Source organism: Peptostreptococcus russellii, assembly GCF_003012055.1.
Lineage (GTDB): Bacteria > Bacillota > Clostridia > Peptostreptococcales > Peptostreptococcaceae > Peptostreptococcus > Peptostreptococcus russellii.
In genome coordinates this window covers 106016-126966 of the sequence record NZ_JYGE01000001.1, presented here as the reverse complement: position 1 = coordinate 126966, position 20951 = coordinate 106016, and the positions used below count along the sequence as shown (strand labels likewise).

Annotated in this window: 17 protein-coding genes and 1 pseudogene; 6 read left to right on the top strand and 12 right to left on the bottom strand. The window is 29.5% G+C overall.

Annotated elements, in window-relative coordinates; genetic code table 11:
- Positions 1-121: 121 nt before the first annotated feature.
- Positions 122-988, bottom strand: coding sequence for an MIP/aquaporin family protein (locus tag UF10_RS00600; RefSeq protein ID WP_106775910.1), 867 nt, complete (start codon positions 986-988; stop codon positions 122-124).
- 132 nt (positions 989-1120) lie between these two features.
- Positions 1121-2041 (bottom strand): CPBP family intramembrane glutamic endopeptidase, encoded by a 921-nt coding sequence (locus tag UF10_RS00595; protein WP_106775909.1) that lies wholly within the window; start codon positions 2039-2041, stop codon positions 1121-1123.
- Between the two features lie 414 nt (positions 2042-2455).
- Between UF10_RS00595 and UF10_RS00590 the strand changes: the two genes are divergently transcribed.
- Positions 2456-3037, top strand: a complete 582-nt coding sequence (locus tag UF10_RS00590) for an ECF transporter S component (protein WP_106775908.1) — start codon at positions 2456-2458, stop codon at positions 3035-3037.
- 339 nt (positions 3038-3376) lie between these two features.
- On the opposite strand, the gene UF10_RS00585 is transcribed toward UF10_RS00590, so the two are convergent.
- The 4 genes from UF10_RS00585 to UF10_RS00570 all read right to left on the bottom strand — a co-directional run bounded on the left by UF10_RS00585 (position 3377) and on the right by UF10_RS00570 (position 7395).
- The gene (locus UF10_RS00585) at positions 3377-4006 is read right to left on the bottom strand and encodes a nitroreductase family protein (protein WP_106775907.1); all 630 of its coding nucleotides are present in this window, start codon (positions 4004-4006) and stop codon (positions 3377-3379) included.
- A gap of 220 nt (positions 4007-4226) precedes the next feature.
- Complete coding sequence (locus tag UF10_RS00580) at positions 4227-4646, bottom strand: MarR family winged helix-turn-helix transcriptional regulator (protein ID WP_106775906.1); 420 nt, start codon at positions 4644-4646, stop codon at positions 4227-4229.
- Between the two features lie 356 nt (positions 4647-5002).
- Positions 5003-6499 (bottom strand): cell wall-binding repeat-containing protein, encoded by a 1497-nt coding sequence (locus tag UF10_RS00575; protein WP_106775905.1) that lies wholly within the window; start codon positions 6497-6499, stop codon positions 5003-5005.
- Between the two features lie 95 nt (positions 6500-6594).
- Positions 6595-7395 carry an SDR family NAD(P)-dependent oxidoreductase gene (locus UF10_RS00570; RefSeq protein WP_106775904.1) on the bottom strand — a complete coding sequence of 267 codons (801 nt, stop codon included), beginning with the start codon at positions 7393-7395 and terminating at the stop codon, positions 6595-6597.
- Positions 7396-7899: 504 nt separating this feature from the next.
- Between UF10_RS00570 and UF10_RS00565 the strand changes: the two genes are divergently transcribed.
- Both UF10_RS00565 and UF10_RS00560 read left to right on the top strand, forming a co-directional pair.
- Positions 7900-9093 carry a saccharopine dehydrogenase family protein gene (locus UF10_RS00565; protein ID WP_106775903.1) on the top strand — a complete coding sequence of 398 codons (1194 nt, stop codon included), beginning with the start codon at positions 7900-7902 and terminating at the stop codon, positions 9091-9093.
- A 559-nt stretch (positions 9094-9652) separates the two neighbouring features.
- Entirely contained in the window at positions 9653-10102 is a 450-nt protein-coding gene (locus tag UF10_RS00560; RefSeq protein WP_106775902.1) for a helix-turn-helix domain-containing protein, read from the top strand.
- Positions 10103-10422: 320 nt separating this feature from the next.
- On the opposite strand, the gene UF10_RS00555 is transcribed toward UF10_RS00560, so the two are convergent.
- On the bottom strand, positions 10423-11427 hold the full coding sequence (locus tag UF10_RS00555) for an FUSC family protein (protein ID WP_106775901.1): 1005 nt from the start codon (positions 11425-11427) through the stop codon (positions 10423-10425).
- Positions 11428-12098: 671 nt separating this feature from the next.
- Here UF10_RS00555 and mgtE point away from each other — a divergent pair.
- A complete protein-coding gene (gene mgtE, locus UF10_RS00550) occupies positions 12099-13433 on the top strand; it encodes a magnesium transporter (RefSeq protein ID WP_106775900.1) in 1335 nt (444 codons plus the stop codon).
- A 110-nt stretch (positions 13434-13543) separates the two neighbouring features.
- On the opposite strand, the gene UF10_RS00545 is transcribed toward mgtE, so the two are convergent.
- The 3 genes from UF10_RS00545 to UF10_RS00535 all read right to left on the bottom strand — a co-directional run bounded on the left by UF10_RS00545 (position 13544) and on the right by UF10_RS00535 (position 17846).
- Positions 13544-15484, bottom strand: a complete 1941-nt coding sequence (locus UF10_RS00545; protein ID WP_106775899.1) for a DUF2207 domain-containing protein — start codon at positions 15482-15484, stop codon at positions 13544-13546.
- Entirely contained in the window at positions 15465-16022 is a 558-nt protein-coding gene (locus tag UF10_RS00540; RefSeq protein WP_106775898.1) for a LemA family protein, read from the bottom strand. Before UF10_RS00540 ends, UF10_RS00545 begins: the two co-directional genes overlap by 20 nt.
- 510 nt (positions 16023-16532) lie before the next feature.
- Entirely contained in the window at positions 16533-17846 is a 1314-nt protein-coding gene (locus UF10_RS00535; protein ID WP_106775897.1) for an MATE family efflux transporter, read from the bottom strand.
- 560 nt (positions 17847-18406) lie between these two features.
- Here UF10_RS00535 and UF10_RS00530 point away from each other — a divergent pair.
- Positions 18407-18577 (top strand): annotated as a pseudogene (locus UF10_RS00530) (ATP-binding cassette domain-containing protein); the annotation flags it as partial.
- Here the strand turns inward: UF10_RS00530 and UF10_RS00525 are convergent.
- Positions 18563-19327, bottom strand: coding sequence for a pectate lyase-like adhesive domain-containing protein (locus UF10_RS00525; RefSeq protein ID WP_106775895.1), 765 nt, complete (start codon positions 19325-19327; stop codon positions 18563-18565). The pseudogene UF10_RS00530 and the gene UF10_RS00525 overlap by 15 nt on opposite strands.
- A gap of 639 nt (positions 19328-19966) precedes the next feature.
- Entirely contained in the window at positions 19967-20362 is a 396-nt protein-coding gene (locus UF10_RS00520; RefSeq protein ID WP_106775894.1) for a winged helix-turn-helix transcriptional regulator, read from the bottom strand.
- A gap of 140 nt (positions 20363-20502) precedes the next feature.
- Between UF10_RS00520 and UF10_RS00515 the strand changes: the two genes are divergently transcribed.
- Positions 20503-20901: a pyridoxamine 5'-phosphate oxidase family protein gene (locus UF10_RS00515; protein WP_106775893.1), complete on the top strand. Its 399-nt coding sequence runs from the start codon at positions 20503-20505 to the stop codon at positions 20899-20901.
- The last annotated feature ends 50 nt before the right edge of the window (positions 20902-20951 follow it).

Here is a 20951-nt window from a genome sequence, read left to right as displayed (position 1 = left end):
ATTTTTCATACTCTTACAGTATTTTACTGTATTTTATATCTATAAAATAAGAAACCCCCCTAAATTATATTTAGAGAGATTTCTACGATCAACAAAATTTAAAAGCGCCATGAAGTTTCTATTATTCAGCAATTTCTATACTTGACTTCTCATCAAGTATATCTTTAAGTTCATTCTCCTGAAGTTTACTTCTTCTATTTAGAGCTGGTTCAATAACCTTTGAAAATGCCACAGCTGCCAAACCTCCACCAAGTATTGGAGCTAGAACATATATCCATATAAAGCCACCTTGTGAATCTGGAAAGGCATTTTTACCCCAACCAAATATCATAGTTACAACTCTTGGACCTAAGTCTCTAGCAGGATTTATACAAGCCTGAGTTAATGGTGCTATCAGACAAATCACAGAAGTAACTGCAAGTCCCACAAGTAATGGTCCTAGTTGGTCATTTGGTCTAGCAACATTAGCACTATCTGTAAGCAAAAATAGAGTCAATACCAACATAAAGGTACCGAAAACTTCTGCAAACATAGCAAGCCCAAAACTTACTTGTGAAGTAGCGCCAGGCTGAACATAAAACTCTCCGAACATTTTGGCTGTTGTAACAGACTCAAAGCTGCCTCTTACAATACCATTGCTAGCTTCAAATGCTACAATAGAAGGATTAAATAATATGTAAACCATCAAAGCTCCAACAAATCCTCCAAGGAATTGCGATAACAAGTAAGTTGGCAACTTCTTGGCATCCATTCTTCCACTCACTACCATAGCTACTGATACTGCTGGATTGTAATGTGCATTACAGAGGTGTCTGCCCACGTATACGGCAATCGTTACTGCCACTCCCCACAGTAATGCTACTTGAAATAATCCACTGTGAGATCCAAAGATTGTAGATGCACAAATAGCTCCTAAACCAAAAAGTACTAAGAAGAACGTTCCGATGAATTCCCCTAGAAATTCATCCTTATAAAAATAACTGTTCAAAACTTACACCTCGCTTATAAATATTTAATTTTAGCAATATTCACCGGCGCGCGAATACGTTTGCTTGCTCTATTTTACCAAAAAAAAACAAAAAAGTGAACTATTAATAGTATTTTAACGAGTTTACTCAGATTACTTCATTGGCACAATACCCGCAAACATAACAATAAAGTCAAGTATTAAAAGTACAATTACTGATTTAGTTCTGAAAAATGTCCTTATACTTCCTTTAATTTTAAATTCTTTATTTCTTTCTTTAATCCTCAAGTATAACTTCTTCAAATCAATCAACTTTTCTTTTATCTTTTGCCTATTTTTAAATATAAATACAACAAATATAAAAGATATTAATATATTTACAGATATATTAAATATATATACCAACAATAGTTTTGAGCCACTAAGCTGAGCAGACATTTCCACTATTAAATTATTTAATATATGCAGTATTATTGAAAGTTTAATTGAGTATTTATAGGCTGCATACGCTAGAATTACTCCTACAAACATAGTGACAGGCGATTGTAGTATATCCTGATGCATTGTCCCAAATAAAATACTCGATATAATAATTGCCGAGTAAGAACCATACTTTTCAAGACTTCTCATAAGAACGCCCCTGTATATGATTTCCTCTACAATTGGTGCTATGACTATTCCATATACAATCATAGACACAGTTGCAGATGCCTCACCTGAATTAGCTTCTGAAACAGCACTTAAACCAAATAAATTCAAAAATACTTCTATATAATCAAAAATCTGTGAAAATAGCGTATTTAAAAGCATCATAATACTAAATAATATCAAAATATCTACTATATTAAACTTTTTTCTTTCAGATTTTATATATACATTAAAGTTATCTCTTCCTGCATACAAATAAAGTGGCAAAATTCCTAAAATGGCTGTAAATATTATTGATATTCCCTGATCTTTAATAAAGTCTGAAATTAAAAATCCTACAATATTAAAAATCAAACCTTGAGCAATAAGTGCTCTAGCTAAATGTGACATATCTTTTTTTCTATCAATCACATAATTATCTATCATTATGGTCACCACCAAACATTTTAATTACTAATAAGTTTATCATATATCTTACTTTCTATCATTAATTTTATGATTCTTTAAAGCTAAATCTATAGAATTCCTTCTTGTTTTTTTGAAAATTCAATTAAATATAGCTTTATTTTTATTTTTTGTTTTTCTATTATAAAATACTTTTTTTCTTGTTTTATATCAATTAATATATCTAAATAAGAAAAAACTATATCTATTTTTTAACAATTAAAGTTTTACATTATTTTTGAAATAAGTCCCTTTTATAAAGTGATTGACATTTATAGACTTTTTTTGTTAAAATTAGTATGTTTAATGGCATATATCAGTTGAATATGACCAATAGGCAAATAATTTTAATAGGTTAAGTCCGGCATCTTTTATGAGCTGGAACGGAGGTTTCTTATGAATAGTGATGTTTACACAAAAAAAAGGTTGGATGTAAGAAGATTAGTAGTTATTGGTGTGCTATCAGGCATTTGTATAATGCTTTCTATCACCCCATTAGGTTTTATACCGATTGGTCCAGTTAATGCAACTATTATGCATATACCGGTAATAATCGGTGCAGTTATTGAAGGACCTATAGTAGGTCTTGCCATTGGCCTGATATTCGGATTGACAAGCCTAATCAGAGCCTTTACAATGCCAACGGTTACTTCATTTTTAATGATGAATCCAATTATTTCAGTATTACCAAGAGTTGTTATGGGATTTGCTTCATATTATATTTTCACAGGTATTTTCAAATCAAGTAAGAATAAAAAAATATCTGCCATGATAACTGGTTTTTTAGCTTCTTTAATTAATACTGTCGGCGTACTAGGATTAATTTATTTGATATATGGACAAAGATATGTTGAAGCTATAGGACAGATTGGTTCTCCTGCTAAGATTATCACTGCCATCGCAGTTACAAATGGATTGCCAGAAGCTATTTTGGCTGGTGTCATTGTATCCTCAGTGGTAACTGTTATTAAAAAGTAAATTTATATATGATTATAATAAGGTGTTAGTATATACTAGCACCTTTTTTATTTGCTATTTGATTTATTTGCTATTTGATTTATTTTTTATTATATCTAATGTTTTTACTGATTGTGTTATTACTGCTTTTTATTTTATAGTTACTAATTCTATCTATTTGCTATTACTCTTGTTTTTTATCATAGCTATCTTTTATTACTACTTTTGCTATTACCTGCACCTACAATTATTTTTTATATTTTACCTTCTAACTTTCTTTATATTTAATTGAAAACAAAATAAGACTGTTCTTAGTTTTTACATAAGAAACAGCCTTTATATGGTCTATCTTTTAATTTTTTATTTAAAAGTTGTGATTTCTTTTGGGTTCAATCTTACGGAACCGTGAGTTTCGTACTCTCCCTTACCAATCGCAATGATTAGCACAGGAACATAATGCTCACTGTCTAGACCGAATGCTTCTGCTAATTGATCTTCCTCAAATCCACCTATAGGATTTGTTTCATATCCATGTGCTCTTGCTACAAGCATAAACTGCATTGCTGCTAAACTACCATCTATCTTAACGACATCGTTCATTTTTTCTCTGGAGTAGGATTTGTATGCTGGCATAAATAACCCCATAGCCTGATCTTTAATTTCTTTTGGCATCAGGCCCTCTTGAACTGCTCTTCCATAAATTTCTTCGCCCTTTTCATAACACTTCATATCTCCAAATATAATCACCATCGCTGATGATGTATCATTTTGTCTGACATTGAACCTTATCAATGGACGTAACTTATCTTTTCCCTCTTGAGACTGCACTACCATAAATCTCCAAGGTTGCATATTTACTGAAGAAGGTGCTTTAGTTGCCTCTTCTATCATTTCTAACATTTCGTCATTACTGATTTTATAATTTTCATCAAATACTTTTACTGATCTTCTATTAAATACAATATCTGAGAAATCATTATTTACTAACATTATATTTCCTCCATATAAACATTCTACATCTTATACAGGTAGGATAGTATTTATACTTTGACCAACTATATAGCTCAATTATTGAGCGCTTATATAGCCTCTTAATATTTAAACACTTATTTTCCTGCCTGCGTTTAAATGCTTCTAAAATAATACAATTTTTTCAAATCTGTTCAGTCTTTAGTGCAATTTTTATAAATTTAAAGATAAATAATTTATATTATTTATCAAGAATTTCTTCTATTCTATCAAGAACATCCTCTAGTTCTTCTAAGTCTTGCCTAGCTATCGTTAATCTTATAAACTCATTATTCTCCTCGCTGCTCAACTGACAATTTGCCAGTTCCTTTCTAGCCGCGTCTGTCAGTGAAACGAAAATTTCTCTATTGTTCTTGGCATTTCGAACTCTAGTAACAAGTCCTTTTTTCTCTAATATTTTTAGATGCCTCGTAATAGCAGCTTGGTCTATTTTTAAGTAGCTCTGTATATCTACTTGCAAACAGGAATTATGTTCCTTTAAAAACATCATCATCTCATATCTAGTTAAACTAAAGCCCGTATTTTTTTCAAAATTCTTGCTTAATCTGTTTTCTAGATTTTTGACTCGATGCAGTAAACTACTAAACTCTCTTAGTTCCATCGTTCCCCCAATAAAATCACTTTTTTAAATTTTATCACAAAATATCTACACTTTATAATGTGACAAAAAATGAAACATCAACAATTGACTCGTCAACTATTGACTACTCATAGTATAACACGTCATAGATGACCTGTCAAGTATCATGAAAAAATAAAATCTAATAAAAAAAAGAATATAGGAGCTCCTATATTCTTTTTTTTACTTTTTTTAATCATTTTTAAATTTCTACTTACTTATTTTTTTATTTTTTCTTTAGCTCTTTACTTATTTTTATTTTACTGACTCACTTACTTTTAAATTCTATTTAACTTGTTTTTTATTATTTGGTCTTTAATTTTTAATAGTTGATCTTTTTACTTCTTTGCTACATCACCTGTATATCTATTTATGCTGTATGTAGCAAGTATTTCGTTTGATCCTTCTCTTATTCCATTTTCATATGGTACAGACCAGTAATCTTCTATCTTTGATATGTGGTAAATATCATATACTCCACTAATCTGGCTATCTCTAAATAAGATCATAGTATTATTATTTATTTCTTGAAAGACTTGAGGGCTATCTTTCGATACTTTATTTAGAATATTTTCCCTTGCCTTAGAACTTAGTATCTCAGATACACCATCCTTTGTTGTAATCCAACCATCAAATTCACTTCCCGTTTCAGCCAATCTTCCATCTGGCATCAAATGATATCTAGCATTACTTACTCTGCCGTATTTGCTTGAATTATAATCTTCAAAGTGCCATCCTGTCTGCATAACACCGCTTGAGTTGAAATAATATTTACTTCCTTCTATAATCTGCCATCCAGTTAATTTTACACCATTTCTATAATAATACTTATTATTATTTTCTACCTTCCAACCACCTAATGTTGATGAGGATACATCTTCAGAGTCATTAATTTCCGATTCAACTGATTTTGAAACTGACTTTTCTCCACCTATTATTATTACTTTTTCTATATCATTGTTTCTTATAAATTTTTTACTTTCTTTATATAGATTTTCTGGTGAAGTGGTTACTATTGCAGCAGATTCTTTTCCCGCCACAGTTGATGCCGCCAAAGCATCAGGATAGTTAGTTCCATCTACCAAAATTACAGTCTTTAAATCTTTTCCCGTAAGAGTCTTGAAGTTTTTTGCAGCCTCTACTGCTGTTTCAAATCTATTTTTACCTGCTATTCTTTGAGTATATTCATCAAAACTTGGTATTGAAGCCTTACCTCCAAACACCAAATAGTATGGCATAGGATTAGATGAACTATATGGATATATGTAAGATAGCACTTCTCCTCTTATCTGACCTATCAAAGATCCAGCAACTAGAGCATCCGCATAATTATATGCATTTATACCAACATAAGAATCTCCCATCGGTACATCTTTCCCATTTGCATTTATAAGATATCTTTCGCGGGCTATTTCTCCTGCTGTATCCATTCTGTTTTTACCTGCTAATCTTTTTACTTCTATATTCATAGATTTTAATGAAGTTTCAATATTTTTAGAAACTGTATTTATTCCACCCAGTATATAGACTTTTTTTGTTTTCAATCTAATTAATTCTTCTTTTGTTTCTTTAGGTAAACTAGCCGCTCTTGTAAGCAACATCGGTATTTGTTCTTGTGAAACCAACGATCCACCTACCAAAGCATCTGCATAACCTTCCCCACTTGCCAAAACAACTATTGGGGCTGTTTCAAAATATGTTTTGCTTATCTCTACTGGTGTTGAATATCTGCTAACACCTGAAATTCTCTGAACATCTATATCTGCTGCATTTGATACAGCTCCTAGCGACAATAAAATCGCCGAACACACTAAACTAGATAATATTTTTTTCATATTCGACCTCCTATATTTTCTGCTTAATATTAGTATTATATCATCTATACTTGATTAATAATTCAATTCATGCAAAAAATATAATTCCTCTTATTCTAAGGTCTTTGTCCTAATGCACCTTCCAATGTCAGTGTTTCACCACTCATATATTTAAAATCTGGTGATGCAAGTTGAACACACACTCTAGCAATATGTTTTTCAGGGTCGCCAAAATATCCAACTGGTGGAGTTTTAACGTTTTCTTCATAAGCTTCAGGATATTTTTCTTTAAACTCTTCTAGCTTTGATGTCCAAGCCAAAGGACAAATTACATTTACATTTACTCCATCTTTTGCCCATTCTGTAGCTGCTACACGACTAAGTCCTCTAATACCTTCTTTTGCAGCAGCATATGATCCCTGACCATAGTTCCCAAATAATCCTGCACCTGATGCAAAGTTTATTACTGATCCTTTAGACTTTGCCAAATAAGGATAGCACGCCTTCATATAATGGAAAGTAGCATATAAACCTGAATACATAGCTAAATCAAATTGTTCTAAGCTATGATTTTCTATTGTAACACCAGAAGCTGATGCCTGAGCCACATTTATCAACACATCTATAGAAGAAAATTTTTCAATAGTCTTTGAAACTACTTCATTTACTACAGCTTCATTGTCTGCACCAGCACTCACATCTGCTTGTATAAACAAAACTTCTATTCCATATAGACTTTCTAACTCTTTTTTTGCATCTTCAAGCTTTTGAATATTTCTTCCTGTAATAACTATATTTGCTCCTTCTTTTGCATATGCAGTTGCTATTCCATATCCAATAGAACCACTTCTACCATCTTTTAAAACTGACCTTCCGCCACCTGTTATTATAGCTGTTTTACCTTTTAAAAATCCCATTTTTCTACCTCCCATATATTTAATTTTATAAACTATTAAAATTACTAGCCTTAATATATTTTTCATTTTTTTCAACTCTAAAAAAGCATATAGAAAATATTATATCAAATATATCAGAAATTTCTATATATTTTTTAAATTTTCTTTTTTACATAGGTTTTTTGTAAAATATAACCCTTTGTTTATTCAGACAAATTCTTTTTTATTGTTTAATTATTCTTTATTTTTTGACAATTCTATGGATATTTGAATGTTTTAGTGATATAATTAGTGAAAGAAGTAATATTACTAACTAATTATTATTTATGTAATATTGTCTATTATTTTTTATGAATTAGATAAACATTTTATCAATAATATCAAAATTTTTGACTATATACTATTTGCTAAGCTTCTATTAATTATGTGTTATTTGCTAAGCTTATAGTTTTTTGATGTTTACTGAATCACACTGATATAATGTTTTCTGATTTATAGCTATATTAATTTTAAGGAGGTTATTCTATGAAATTAGTTGTATTAGGCGGTGCGGGATCTCAAGCACTATATGGTATAAGAGATTTGCTAAATCATGAAAGTATTTTTGATGAAATAGTAATATCATCAAGAAACATAGAAAGAAATAAAAAGGTCGTTGCTGAGTTAAACTCCCCGAAAGTAAGTGCTGCTCAAGTAGATGTTACAGACAAAGATGCTCTATATGAAGTGATTAAAGACTGTGATGTTGTAGCCAACTGTACTGGACCATACCATCTTTTTGCATATGATATAATCGACACAACAATCAAGGCCGGAAAACATTATATAGATTTCTGTGATGATATAGAAGCCTTTAATCATATATTTGAATCTGACCTTCCTAAGAGAGCTAAAGAAAAAGGATTGAGTATGATTATGGGACTAGGTGCAAGCCCAGGATTTTTATCTGTGCTAGCTTGTAGTGCAAATGAAAGATATTTTGACTCAATCAATGAAGCTATTTTCTATTTTGCTACGGATGAGAAAGAACCTGGTGGACCAGCTGTGCTAGGACATATGTTAGAGTGCATACATAACGCACCTTATATAGAAGATGGTGTTAAGAAAAATGAACCATCATTCTTAAGAGAGTGGGACTTTGACTTTGGTAAACCATATGGTGTGAGAAAAGTTTCTAGAATCGGTCATCCAGAAGTATTTACTTTCCCTAGATACATTCCTAATATAGAAAATGTATCTGTTAGATTTAGCCTTGAGCCAACAAGTGCCTACGAAGGTTTCAAAAAAATTGGTCTTTCTGGCTTAACTTCTGAGCAGGAACTAAATATAAAGGGAACTCCAATCTCACCTAGAGATTTTGCCTTAGCAGTATTAGTTGCACAAAAAAGTTCTAGAAAAGAAATGAGCGAAGAAGAACTTAAGGAATTTCTTAAGGGTGTTACTGCCTGTGCTGCAGCAGAAATACACGGTAAAAAAGATGGACAGGATAGAGTCTATATAGGTAGAGTTGCTGGAAATATGGCTCCACTTACTGCTGTTCCATTAATAATTGGTGCTGAAATGTTAGGAAAGGGCAAGGTTACAAAGACAGGTATAATGGTTCCAGAAGAAGCTATAGAAAATGCCGATGAATTTGTAAAAGAAACTATAAGAAGAATACGTAATGATGGATTTGGATTTGCTGTTAATGAAGAATTGACAGTTATAGATGAGTTCTAGTTTGAAAATACTGTACAATCAGCTTGTAAATTTAGCCGTTTCTTCTATATTCAACCTAAATATATTCTAACAGAACAAGCTGATTGTTACTGTATAAATATATGTTTACTTTATTTATTTTAATGGTACACCTAAGCTATATCAATAGTTGGGTGTACTATTTTTTATTTACCTTTTTATCTTTTTTATTTTTTGGATATTCTACATACTAAATAAGAACTAGAAATACTACTGTCAGCTCAAAGCAAGACATCTGTATTATTTTTATAATCTATACATATATATATTTATTCTTTATATACTTATACTTTTCTGACTCTTAATTATATGCTAAATATCTCTAAAAGCACTTCCCTCACACGAAAAACAAGATACTTATATCTATTTTTATATTTTTTACCTTCCTACAATCTAGAAATATGCCCTCATACGAAAATAAGATACTTGAACTATCTTTATAGACTCTTTCTATCTTTAATTTGCTTTTTGTATATTTATATAGTAGTATATATATAGAAACAAATTTGTTTCTTATAATGAGTGATAAAGGAGAATTTATATGAAAATAGGTCATCTATTAAAAAAATTCCGCGAATTACGTGGTTTAACACAGAAAAAATTAGGAGAAAAATCCAATTTAGATGATGTTCGTATTAGACAATATGAGCTAGATATAAGATCACCAAAAGATGATGTTTTAAATAATATATCATCAGCTTTGGATGTCAGATCAGAATATTTTAAAGAAGCACAGTATCCATATAGCAATGAAGATATTATACGTCTGCTATTTAAGATGGAGGATTCTATACCTCTTTCAATTAGTTCTATCATAATTGATTCAAAGAGAGATATTAGCCTTAATGGTGTATTCTTCTTAGGAGAAGATATCAAGGTTTTTAATCATGCCCTAGAGGAATGGAGAGATATGCAAAATAAACATAAGGCTGAAGAGATTTCAACTGAAGAGTATGAGTCTTGGAAGGCAAACTGGTCTTATGATGAATAAAAATAAAAACGATATATACTAAACTAGATTATCCTATATATAAAAAAGACAAAGCCTATTGAAATTTAGTAGGACTTTGTCTTTTTTTATTTATAATATATTTTCTATAACATATATTTTCTATAATATGTATTTTTTATGATTTATATTTTTTATGATTTATATTTTTTATAATCTATCTTTTCTGTGATCTGTCTTTTTTTATTTATAATATATCTTTTCTATGATCTATCTTTTTCTATGATCTATCTTTTTCTATGATCTATCTTTTTCTATGATCTATCTTTTCTACAATGCATATTTTCTATAATATTTTTTGTTTATACTGTACTTTCTTCTCTAACTAAAGTAAATTTCTTCACCATTAACTTTTCTATAAAGTATAGAATTAAAACTATAGCTATACCAAGAGCAAGCCCAGCAAATCTATTCCATATAGCATTTTTTGTATTAAATAATATTAAAGATGCATTTATGGCAGACACTGTATTTATAAACTGCTTATGCTTATATTCATCAGAAAAGAATCCTATAAATCCAAATAATAATACTATAAAAATAGCATACTCCCTTCCTAACAAGTACTCAAATGCTAAAAAGAAAAATATTGACCCTAAAACTGTACCTAATATCCTATACTTTATTCTAGATAGCATTTCTTCAGAATTAATTTGAGTAAGTGACATCACAACAAGTGTTATCCAAAGTACCTTTTCTGTTTTTAGTATTGAGGATACTAATATTGCTATAGAAATACCTGTAGCCATTCTTATGCCTGTTTTATAGTGTTTTTTATTTAGTGATAACTGTTGCCTAAAGCTTTTTGAGTCCTCTGATCCAAAACCTCTTTTTTTCCAGCCAAAATATGTTGCCAAAATCATCAAAAATGTTCCACTTAATATCCCTATCATTCTTGTAGGAAACTGTTCTAGAGATACTGGAACGGATTGACAAAATAAAAATGGAAGCAGCATTACTATATTTAACTTCAAATACGTCGGCTCACTCGTCATCATCATTACCAAGTAAACAAATAAAAAATTAATAGGAAAAGATATCCAAGGTGATAGGGCGTCCAACTGAGAAACCAATCCTGAACCAATAAAAACTATGGCAATAACTAATAACATAGAAGATCTCTTCATATTGCTATCACAGACTGGAAACATAGCTAAACCTACATATATACTCACACCTATTAAAGTATTTTCATCTCCAAATATTTTAATATAGGCTAATATAAAAAGCATCATAATTGAAAACTTATAAGCATTTTTTAAAAACTCTCTAATAAAGTTTCTATTTAAATTTATTTTTTTTAACAAATCAAACCACACTCCTTAGTAATTTTTGCATAGAATAGAATAACATATATTCTTTTTTTTTGCACTTATATTTCTTGATTTCTTTTATATATATGGCTTCTTATTTCTTATACAGATAACTTTTTCAACTATCTTTATATATTTGTTTACTGTCTTGTATATAAGACTTTTCATACATCTTTACGTATTACTTTACTGTCTTGTATATAAAGCTTTTCATACATCTTTACTGTCTTGTATATAAGACTTTTCATACATATCTTTACATATTACTTTACTGTCTTGTATATAAAACTTTTCATACATCTTTACAAATTCCTTTACTAATCTTTTATATAAAGTTTTTTAGCTATCTTTACATATTTATTTTTTAGCTCAATACAGAAGCTTTTTAATGTAAGGCTTTATTCCTTGACTAAGACTATTCTTCAAGTTATAATTGTGTTAGCTATAAATATTTCTAATAAAGTATAATTATCTGTTGAAAAGTTATTTAAAATAAATCTACTTATCCTATAAATAGATTTTCAACAAAAGTTATCGAGTTTATTTCTAATTATAAAGAGTTATTTGTGTATACTGGCACTAATTTCTTTTTATAATTTATTTTTTTATTAAAACTCTGTGCTTACTGAAATATATAAAATTTTAAATACGAAGGGAGAGATTTTGTGAATGAAGAAAAATTTTTAGAACTTCTTAATGAAAAGAAGTTTAAAGATGTAAGAAGCGCTTTGCAAGCTATGAATACGGTGGATATTGCAGATGTTCTCTCAGATTTAGATGACAAAGAGCTCATTCAAGCGTTTAGATTAATCGAAAAATCCAAAGCAGCTGATGTATTCTCAGAAATGAGCAACTCAATGCAAGCATATCTGGTTGAAATGTTTACTGAAAAAGAATTAAAAGATATACTTGATGATCTATATATGGATGATACAGTTGACCTTCTTGAGGATCTTCCAGCAAATCTAGTAACTCGTATACTTGAACACGTTGATTCTAATAAGAGAACGCAAATAAACACGATCTTAAACTACCCAGAAGACAGTACTGGAAGCATAATGACAACTGAATATGTTAATCTTAAAAAACATACAACAGTTGAAGGGGCTCTTGCGCATATTAAAAAGACAGGAATACATAAGGAAACTATATATACTTGTTATGTCTTAGAGAATAGAAAGTTAATCGGAATTGTTACTGCTAAAGAATTGATGACTATGGATAGTGATATGACTATGGAAGAACTTATGACAACAGAATTTTTATCTGTTACTACACATACTGATCAGGAAGAAACGGCAAAGCTATTCTCAAAATACGGATTTCTTGCTATTCCAGTTGTGGATAGACAGGGCTTTATGGTCGGAATCGTAACTGTAGATGACGCTATGGACGTTATGTTGGATGAAACGACTGAAGATATGGAGCTGATGAGTACCTTAAATCCTAGTGAAACTTCTTATTTTGAAACATCAGTCCTTACCCACGCTAAAAATCGTATAGGTTGGCTAATGTTTTTGATGTTATCTGCTATGATTACCCAAACAATTATTGCTAAATATGAAAATGCCTTTGCAGCCCTTCCTCTATTAGTTTCTTTTATACCTATGTTGACCGATACTGGTGGAAATTGTGGTTCTCAAAGTTCAACTTTAATTATCAGGGGTATTGCACTTGATGAAATACAGTTTAAAGATATTTTCAAAATAATGTTTAGAGAGTTTAGAATCGCTGTACTAGTTGGTTTAGCTCTTTCTATAACAAACGGAATATATATAATGATAAGATATAAAAATCCTATGATTGCACTTTTAGTTGGAATATCTCTTATTGCCACTATTTTGATGGCAAAAATTATCGGATCGATACTTCCACTATTTGCAAAGAAATTACACCTTGATCCAGCTATAATGGCTGCACCTTTGATTACGACAATCGTTGATGCAGGATCTATACTTGTATATTTTAATGTTGCTACAAAATTATTAAATCTTGCATAAATTTATATAAAAAAGGAGCAGAAAATCTGCTCCTTTTATTTATTCTTATAAACTTCTATCTAAAACAATTCTTTGCTTAAATGACGAATTCACAGTTTTGAGTCGCTAATTTACCAAGCTCCTCCGCCGCCTCCACCGAAGCCGCCTCCTGAAAATCCACCACCACCAAAGCCGCCTCCACTTCCAATATCCGAAGAAATAGACGATGCTTGAGATGCAATTGTGTTTTCAAATGACTTACTCATACTTCCCATCATATTTGCATATATAAACATATTGTACATTCCAAATTCATTGCTACTACTATACCAGTCTGCCTGCTCTATCTTGATCTTTTCGAAATTCTTAATCCATTTATCTGATAGGCCAAACACATATGCATAAGGTAATATATTGAAAAAATATTTAGGATCCTCTTCAACAAGAGCTTCTAGTTTATTTAACTCTGCAGTTTTAATAAACTCTCTAAATCCAATAATTCTGCCATATAAATCTGCACTCTTTTTAGTTCTGGCTCTCATTATAATAATAAATATAGATGAAATTACAAAGCATAGTACTGATATAAGTCCTAGCATATTACTCTGTACAACTTTTATGGATAAAACAGCAATTATAAAACTACTTATTAAAAGTGACAATACTCCAAAGAATAAGTATCCGCTTCTTTGTTTCTTACTGAGAGAATTTTTTCCATAAACTACAATAGAAGAAAACGCCAAACCTAATACTATAAATAGTATCAGGGCTACACTAAATAATATATAGTATATCTTTCCTGACACAGATACTGACAGAGTAACTATCGTAACCGCTAATACTACTAGTAAGGCTGAGCAAATCCATTTCGCTACAGTCGAACCTGTTGAAAATACTTTATTATCTCCAGTAAACAAGCCTCTAAGTGAGTCCTTTGCTACAGCAAATTTATCTCCAAAGTCTTTAGGCATTGATTTTGTAGTTACAGAATCGCCTTCTTTAAAAATAGAATTAAACAGTACCTTAGCAAAAGGTTTTTCTTTTTGATCTATATCTTTAACTTTTATAAATCTAAAGTTTTCTTTGTCTATATCTTCTATTTTCATATATCCCTTATTGGCAAAATATACAATCATAGAAGTCATATCAGCATTATTCACTTTTCCATCAATAAATGTTCCTATCTCTGCAGGAGTCATATTTTCTGGTGAGTAAAACTCAATAGTTCTCACAAAGTGAGGATCTCTACCAAATAGCCACCATAGTATAAATGTTAGCGTCGCAAACAATATGAATAGAATGCTTATTATATTCTTTGAGCTATCATAATTTTTTGCTCCTACCCAATATCCATTATCAAGATAACTTCTTATGGACACTCCCTCGAATGCATTTAATCCCATAGCACTTACTGTTATCTGCTTATCATCTGATGATATTTTAAATTTGCTATTATTATCATTTAACTTCGATGTAGATCCGTAACTACCATAAAAAATTTCAGCATCTTTCCAATTTACACTCTTGGGCATCTTTAATGTGGATTTTGCATTACCTATAGATGTATTCCATTCAGTTGGTAAAAGGTCTAGCTTCAAAAAATCTCTTGAAGCCTTGTCTGCCTTTATACCTACTATTTTATACTTAATAATATACTGCATCTTTCCATTAAGTACTCTATCCTTATTGCCTATCTTAATCTCTATAGACTTTTTATTTGAATCATAATTACTGCTTACGTCATAATCATCTCCAATTACCTTAACATTTTTTACCTTGTATTCTCCTGTAGATACTGGGATATATCTGAAAATACCATGCTTAGGTGTAATAAAATCAACATCTATAGTTTCTGTTACATCAAAGCTATAATCTTCATTTGCCTGTATCTCAGTTACAAAGCTATCTGTAATATATGACTTATCTTCTACTAGCTCTGCATATGAAGGAGACATTAGTCCAAAAAACATTACAATAGATAAAGTAGCTAATGATAATATTGATGCAAATTTATGGAAAATTTCACTTTTAGTCATATATTTTTTGAAGTGACTAAAACTGAACCTTAACATTTTCCCTTTCCTCCTTATTAGAAACTTCAAACATAGACATTTGTTCGAATCTAAACATTTTTGCTACTATATTACTAGGAAACATTTCTATAGCATTGTTTAGTGCTAATACAGTTCCATTATAATATTTTCTTGAGTTTGCAATATCTTCTTCAACACCTTGAATCTTTTCTTGCAAATCTATAAAGTTTTGATTAGCCTTTAAATCTGGATATGCCTCAGATAAAGCAAATAAAGAACGAAGGGTATTTGTTAACATATTTTCTCCTTCTAACTGATCACTTATATTTGTTGCATTTGCTATACTATTTCTTGCTTGAATTACACTTTCCAAAGTCTTGGACTCATGAGATGCATACCCCTTTACTGTTTCTACAAGGTTTGGTATCATATCGAATCTTTTCTTCAAATACACATCCATAGTAGAAAAACCTTCTTTTGCACTATTTCTTAAGCCTACTAATTTGTTGTATGAACTCATCAACCATAGAGCAATTATAACTATTATCGCAATAACTATTATCAAAGCTTTTGACATATTTATCCCTCCTAAAAAATATTTTCTAACACCTTGCTCGAAATATATAATCTAATATTTTAACTAGATTTATTGAAAAATATAGTGTTAGTTTATTAAGAATATTATAACATAATATTCTTAAACTAACCATTTTTATCTATACTGATATACTCACATTCATAAATAATAATCTATTTTTCTACTTTTTCATTACTTATTTTTTTTAATTAAATACATATCTCTATATTTATTAAATTATATATAATATATCTTTTTTATTAAAAAATATCTATAGTCTACTTAAACATTTTTATATGATAACTCAAAATAAATTTGAAAGTAATAGCTTTTCTATATAAAAATGTAGTAAGTTAATTCAACCTACTATATTTTCACTTTAATTAATTTAAATACGAATATTTTACTCTTTTGTATCTCCTATTAATTATTATTTATTATTTAATCACTCACTTTTATTTACTAACTTTTACTTATTAGTTTTTATTTAGCAAATATTACTTACTAACATTACTTATTTTTTTTTAGCAAAATATAGGAGGCTAGAGCTACTATACTGACTGTTAATTCCGTTGTCGGGAATACAAACCATATACCTAACATACCCACCATATATGATAGTAAAAATGCAAGAGGTATAATAATTATAAATCCTCTTAAAAGAGAAATAGCATTTGCAGGCTTTGGTTTCTCTGTGGATGTAAAATAAACAGACATTATAATATTGAATCCTACAAATGGGCATGCTATAAAATAAATTTTCAATCCTTCTACAGCTGTTTTCTGTAAATCCATATTATTTTCACTATTAAATATTCCTGCTATTTCTGGTGCTCCAAAATATATTACTATATATACCACTATTGATAAAATCAACATTGTAATCATAGCATATCTTAATATTTGCTTTAATTCTAAATATTTTTTACCACCATAGTAGTTACTTATAAGTGGTTGTATTCCTTGTGCTATACCTGTATATGTAGATATAACTACCAAAGATAAATTTGCAATTACTCCATATGCTGCTACCCCAATATTCCCCATTAAAGAGAGTATAATTGTATTAAAAACTATTATTACTATACCTGTGGAAACCTCTGTTATCAAAGATGGTAAGCCTGTAGAAAGTATCTCTGTTATGAAGCCGAAAGAGATTTTACACTTAGCTAAACTAAATGAATTTTCCTTTTTTATAAAAAATGGAGACAGTACTATTAAATTTATTATTGGGGCAATTCCCGTAGCTAGTACTGCACCAAAAATTCCCATTCCAAATGGAAAAATAAATATATAATCTAATATTATATTACTTACGCTTCCTGTAAGCATTGCGAGCATAACAAGCTGAGGTGCACCATCATTTCTAACAAAGCATAGCATAATTTCATTTAACATAAAAGCAGGTGCAAACAATAAAATTACTTGTAAGTATGTTTTACTCATATCAAAAACATCTTTATTGGCTCCTAACAATCTAATTATATCTTCTGATAAAAATAATCCTATCATGAAAAATATCAATGCTATTATTGCTCCTAAAAAAATAGAGTGTGTAAAAGCTTCGTTCGCCTCTTTTTTCTTACCTTGTATCCTATATATTGAAAACTTCGTAGCAGCTCCCATTCCAACCATCAGTCCACAACCATGTATGAAACTGTATATTGGTATTGCAAGATTTAGTGCCGTCAATCCATTTGTACCAAGTCCCTTTGATACAAAAAAAGTATCTGCTAGTATGTAGCAAGATAAAGCCAACATTCCAAACACATTTAATGATGAATATCTAGCAAATTGCTTAAAAATACTTGTATCTTTTGTCATAAACCCCTCCTTATTTTTCTCTTATCTACTGTTAATAATCCTTTATTGCTTTATTACTATTTATTGCTTTATTACTATTTATTGCTTTATTACTATTTATTGCTTTATTATTTATTGCTTTATTATTTATTACTTTATTATTATTTATTACTACTCTTTTTAATCTTACTATTTTTATATTGATGTTTAAAATATATAATAAATCATTATTATTTTATTTACTTTTCCTTGCAACTTAGAATATAGAACAACTATTAATATTAATTCATGAATATTTTTACAAAAAAAATCCCCATCAAACACTCCTTCTATGGCCTAATGGAATGCTGACAGGTAATACCCGGCGGTAAAATTTTACCCCTAAATATTATCACATAGAAATCCAGTTGTCAATCTTGCTTATTTATTTTCTGATTTTTCAATCTATTTAATTGCGGCATAACTATATATGCTATATAATAATATTATGTAGAATTATTGATATTGTAAACTTTTTACTAAGATAATAAAATTCAATTAAACTTTTATAAAAAATAAATTTAAAAAGAAAGGATATATAAATGTCATATATAGAAGTTAGAAATTGCTACAAAAGATACAAAACTGGAAATAGCGAAATAATAGCTAATAATAATGTATCTTTTTCTATTGATAAAGGAGAACTTGTAGTTATATTGGGCGCTTCTGGTGCTGGCAAATCAACTATTTTAAATATTTTAGGTGGAATGGATATTTGAATATAGTATTCCACCATTTCCCGAAACTTCATCTTTTGTTGAACTATTTTTAAATTCACTTCCAGTTATATTTATATTTCCCAATGAATCCTTTTCAGTCTTATCATCATCATTTAATACACGTATACCTGCAGAACCCATTGACGAAGTATTATTATCAAATACAGAATTTTCAACATTTAAATCTGTTCTTATAGCCCTGACTTCCACTATGGCAGAACTTCTATTTTTCGTGTTGTTATTATCATTAATAGATTTAAATTGTGAATTTAGTATATCTATATCCGCTTTGTTTATTTTAGAATCATAAGATAATCTTAATGCACTTCCTTCAAATTTCTTAAACTTACAGTCTTCTATTTTTATATCCATATCTTTCCTATAACTATTTCTACCTATGCCTATACCCTCGCTTGAAATCTCATTACCATCAAATTGTATATTAGATATATCAAAATGATCTACATTTTTCTCCAACCTTATCATAGCTATTTTTCCCTTGGCCTTCAAACTTACACCTTCAGCACCCTCAATATTCTTTGCTGCATTGATAATAATACTTTTATCAACTTCAATGTCTTGCATTAACATAATTTTGGAAATATTTTCATCAGCTGCAGCATTTTGAAGTTCTTCAAAATTTCTAACTTCTAGAGTCTTACCTTCTGCTTGACCATTGACTGCCGAAAAAGCAAGCAAAACACATGTTGATAAAGCCAGTACTAAATTTTTTCTGTATTTCATACAAACACCTCCTTATTTTTTTCAGAATTTTCTATTTTTTGTCCTATTTTTCTTTATACCATCTATTTTTTCTAATTAAATAAATTTCATTAAAATACTTTATTTTTTTCTGTTTTCCATTATTTTTCTAACTTTATTGTTATTTTTTAACCTTTTTGTTACTTTTTTTGTTTCTTTAGTATGTTCTATTTTTATTTCATTTCCTTTTAGTTTCATTTTTTTAGTTTTAACTATATTATTACTAAACAAGTTTTATATCCTACTTTGTATTATGCTTTTAATTATATTTAATGCCTTTATATTTGGAAGCACTTTACTCACTAAAAATAATATTCCCTCAGATGAACAGAGTGCTATTTTTAAAAATGCTATCTCTTTACCAATAACACTATTTGCTCTTTTTAATTTGATTACCAAAGAGTTGAGGGCTAAGCAAAATTATAAAATGGTCCAAACTGTATATCTGATACTCTGTTTATTAATTATGTTGATTTCTATTACTCAATTAATATTTCTGCTCAGAAAAAGTTTGAAAAATAAAGATCTTTAAGATAAGTTTAATTGATAATATTTTTTTTAAATAAAAAAGACCTTTACTAAAATAAGGTCTTTTTAAAATATGCAAATATTACTTATATATTATTTTATAGAATTGCATTTTCCACAAAAAGCATCTTCTCCAACATTTTTAAATCCCCACTTTGCCATATCTTCCAATATAGGCATTATTCCTTCACCCTTTTCTGTGAGTTTATACTCAACCCTAGGTGGGACTTCATTATACTGAATCCTTTCAAGCATTCCATCTGCTTCTAATTCTTTTAGGGATTTGGCCAACATAGTGTTTGTAATTCCATTTAACTTTCTTTTTATCCTACTATATCTGTGACATTCACAGTCGGATAGTATACAAAGTATTGAGCTTTTCCACTTTCCACCTGCAACCTCAAGAAAATATCGCACAGGACAGATCAACTCTTCTTTCTTCTTAATATTTAATTTTTCTTCTCCATCAAAATTCAATTCTTCAATCATAACTAGGTCACTTCCTTAATATATAGTATCTTTTTTGGTACTTAATCAATAAAAAATGCGTACTTGTATAAAACTTACATCTTTGATAATATCATAATAAAGAGTAGTCGACAACTCAATATATTTTTGGAGGTAGTGAAATGAAAGTAATCGAATTTTTAAAAAATGCAAAGGTGTTTTATTCAGCTACAGTAGATGAGGATCAGCCACATGTTAGACCCCTAGGTTTTGTTATGGAATACAATGGAGAACTAGCATTTTATTCTGATAAAAGAAAAAATATTTACAAGCAACTTCAAGTAAACCCAAAAATGGAAATTTGTGCAATTGATGAAAAAATGAACACACTAAGAATAGAATGTTCTGCCAAATTTATTACAACAGAAGACTCTCAAAAGGCAGCAATAGAGTCTTTCCCTATGCTTTCTAAAATGGGATACTCTGTTGGTGACGGCGTATTTGAAATATATACTATTGAAAATCCTAAACTGTCATATACAGCACTTACAGGAGAAAAGCTGGATGGCATTGAATTGTAGAATTTATACTTTAAGTTATTTCTTATTTTCTTTAGTGGAAATAGATCACG